This window comes from Streptomyces flavofungini (assembly GCF_041028215.1).
Taxonomy (GTDB): Bacteria; Actinomycetota; Actinomycetes; order Streptomycetales; family Streptomycetaceae; genus Streptomyces; species Streptomyces flavofungini_B.
This window is the reverse complement of record NZ_JASKYR010000937.1, coordinates 1-2,743: the sequence shown is the minus strand read 5'-3', so window position 1 is coordinate 2,743 and position 2,743 is coordinate 1. Positions and strand designations below refer to the sequence as shown.

2 protein-coding genes are annotated in these 2,743 nt (G+C 72.3%); one reads left to right on the top strand and one right to left on the bottom strand.

Going from position 1 to position 2,743, the window contains the following annotated elements:
• Nucleotides 1-40 precede the first annotated feature (40 nt).
• Complete coding sequence (locus AB8Z36_RS36805) at nt 41-517, top strand: GNAT family N-acetyltransferase (RefSeq protein ID WP_369217737.1); 477 nt, start codon at nt 41-43, stop codon at nt 515-517.
• A 30-nt stretch (nt 518-547) separates the two neighbouring features.
• Here the strand turns inward: AB8Z36_RS36805 and AB8Z36_RS36800 are convergent, their stop codons facing one another.
• The gene (locus AB8Z36_RS36800) at nt 548-2,617 is read right to left on the bottom strand and encodes an MFS transporter (protein WP_369217736.1); all 2,070 of its coding nucleotides are present in this window, start codon (nt 2,615-2,617) and stop codon (nt 548-550) included.
• Nucleotides 2,618-2,743 lie beyond the last annotated feature (126 nt).

Sequence of the window (2,743 nt, the reverse complement as noted above, 5' to 3'; positions counted from 1 at the left end):
GAACGCCGCTTCCGCCGCTGCCGCCACCGGCTCCTAGACCATCGCTCCCGAGCCGTACGCCTCCGAGGTCGCCGCCGCGCTCTGGCGCGCGTACTACACCGAGGTCAGCGACCGCTGGTACCTGCGCCACGAAGGGCGGCCCACCGACCCCGCCGAGCTGGAGCGGGAGGTCGCCGCCGAGAGCGGGGCCGATCTCGCGCCGCCGGGCGGTGCGCTGCTCGTCGCGTGGTGCGACGGTGAACCGGCCGGTACGGCGGGGGTGCGGCTCCTGGACGCCGGGACCGGGGAGCTGACGCGGGTCTTCCTCCGCGCGGACTTGCGCGGCAGGGGCGGCGCCCCGCTGCTCCTCGCCGCCGCCGAGGACGCGGCCCGCGCGCTCGGCGCGGGACGGATCATCCTCGACACCCGCAGCGACCTCGTGGAGGCCCGCGCGCTGTACACCCGGCACGGGTACGCGGAGATCGAGCCGTACGGCGAGCGCGCGTACGCCGAGCACTGGTACGGCAAGCAACTCTGAACGGGCCCCGGGCGGCCGGGCCGCCCGCCGCTACGCCGCCCGTACCACCGTGGCCCCGCCCCCCTGCGGACGCTCCGACTCCGAGCCGCACAGCTCCGCGCTCAGCTCCTCCACCAGGCGGACCAGGTCGGTCGGGCGCTCCGGGCCCCACCAGTCGCCGAGCAGCTCGGACAGCGACTCCTCACGGGCCTTGGCCAGCCTGCCCGCGACCGTCCGGCCGCTGTCGGTGAGGGTCATCTCCAGGCCGCGCCGTTCGGCGAGGCGCCGCTCCTCGACCTGGCGGGCCGCCGCCGTGATGACGGAGAGCGGGACCGTGGTCCGTTCGGCCAGCGCGCCGGGCTCGACCGTGCCGTGCCGCGCGATGCGCAGGAGCAGCCAGCTCGACGCGGGCAGCAGGTCGTAGCCCGCGCGCTCGGTGAGCTGCTCGTAGACCTTCCTGCGGCCCTCGCGCGTGCCGAGCACCGAGAGCGCCCGCGCCACCTCGTCGTACGACGAACGCTCGACGGGGTTGCTGGCCAGCGTCTGCGTCTGGTCGGGCGCCGTGACCGAGCCGCGCAGCGGGTCCTCGCGCAGGAACCAGGCGAGGACGAAGGCGAGCAGCGCCACCGGCACCGCGTAGAGGAAGACGTCCGTGATGGCGGAGGCGTAGGCGTGCAGCGCGTCGGGGCGCAGCGCCGCCGGGAGCCGCGCGATCCCGCGTGGGTCGGCCTCCAGGGCGGCCACGCTGACGCCGGGCGGCAGTCGCCGGCCCGCGAGGGCGTCGGTCAGCTGGTCGCCGAGGCGGTTGGTGAAGATCGTGCCGAAGATCGCCACGCCGAAGGAGGCGCCGATCGAGCGGAAGAAGGTCGCACCGGATGTCGCCACGCCCAGGTCCTGGTAGTCGACGGCGTTCTGCACGATGAGCACGAGCACCTGCATGACCAGGCCGAGGCCGAGGCCGAAGACGAAGAAGAAGGCGCTCATCACGGGCGTGCCGCTGTGCTCGTCGAGCTGGTGCAGCAGGAACAGACCGAGCGCCGTGACCGCCGTGCCCGCCACCGGGAAGACCTTCCAGCGGCCCGTACGGCTGACGATCTGCCCGGAGACCGTCGTCGACAGGAGCATGCCGACCACCATCGGCAGCATGTGCACACCCGACATGGTCGGCGAGACCCCCTGCACGACCTGGAGGAACGTCGGCAGATACGTCATCGCCCCGAACATCGCGAAGCCCACGATGAAGCTGATGACGGCGGCGAGCGTGAAGGTGCGGATACGGAAGAGCTTCAGCGGCAGGACCGGTTCCGCCGCCCGGCGCTCCACCGCCACGAAGGCCACGGCGAGCACCACGCCGAGCACCGCGAGCCCGATGATCTGCGGCGACGCCCACGCCCAGGTGGTGCCGCCGAGCGAGGCGACCAGAACCAGACAGGTCGCGACGGAGGCGATCAGGAAGGTGCCCAGGTAGTCGATGGTGTGCTTGGTCTCGCGGACCGGGATGTGCAGCGTGGTGGCGATCACGACCAGGGCGATGACGCCGATGGGCAGGTTGACGTAGAAGACCCAGCGCCAGCTCAGGTGCTCGGTGAAGAGTCCGCCGAGCAGCGGCCCGAGCACGCTGGTCGCGCCGAAGACCGCGCCGAACAGACCCTGGTACTTGCCGCGCTCACGCGGGGAGACCAGGTCCCCCACGATCGCCATGGAGAGCACCATGAGCCCGCCGCCGCCGAGGCCCTGGAGCGCGCGGAAGCCGATGAGCTGCGGCATGTTCTGCGCCATGCCGCAGAGCGCGGAACCGATCAGAAAGATGACGATCGCGGTCTGAAACAGCTTCTTCCGGCCGTACTGGTCACCGAGCTTGCCCCAGAGCGGGGTCGCGGCCGTGGAGGCCAGCATGTACGCGGTGACCACCCAGGACAGGTGGTCCATGCCCCCGAGTTCGCTGACGATCGTGGGCAGGGCCGTGGAGACGATCGTCTGGTCGAGGGCGGCGAGCAGCATGCCGAGGAGCAGCGCGCCGATCGAGACCAGCACGCCGCCAGGAGGGTGCCCATTGCTCCCCCGACCGGGCACGGGGCCGGGCGCAGGCCCGCTGGGGCGGGCGCTGACGTCCTGCGTCATGAACACCTCCTGGGACTCCGGGGCCGTGGTGGGGCCTCCCTTTCCATCGTGGTGCGTGTGACCGGTTATGGCCTGTTGAAGCCTGGTTCCGCATAATCTCCTGGGTTCCCGGGGGCGGGACAGGCA

Coding starts and splice junctions, on each gene's coding strand:
- AB8Z36_RS36800 (WP_369217736.1), bottom strand. CDS start 2,617: ATGACGCAGGACGTCAGCGCCCGCCCCAGCGGGCCTGCGCCCGGCCCC.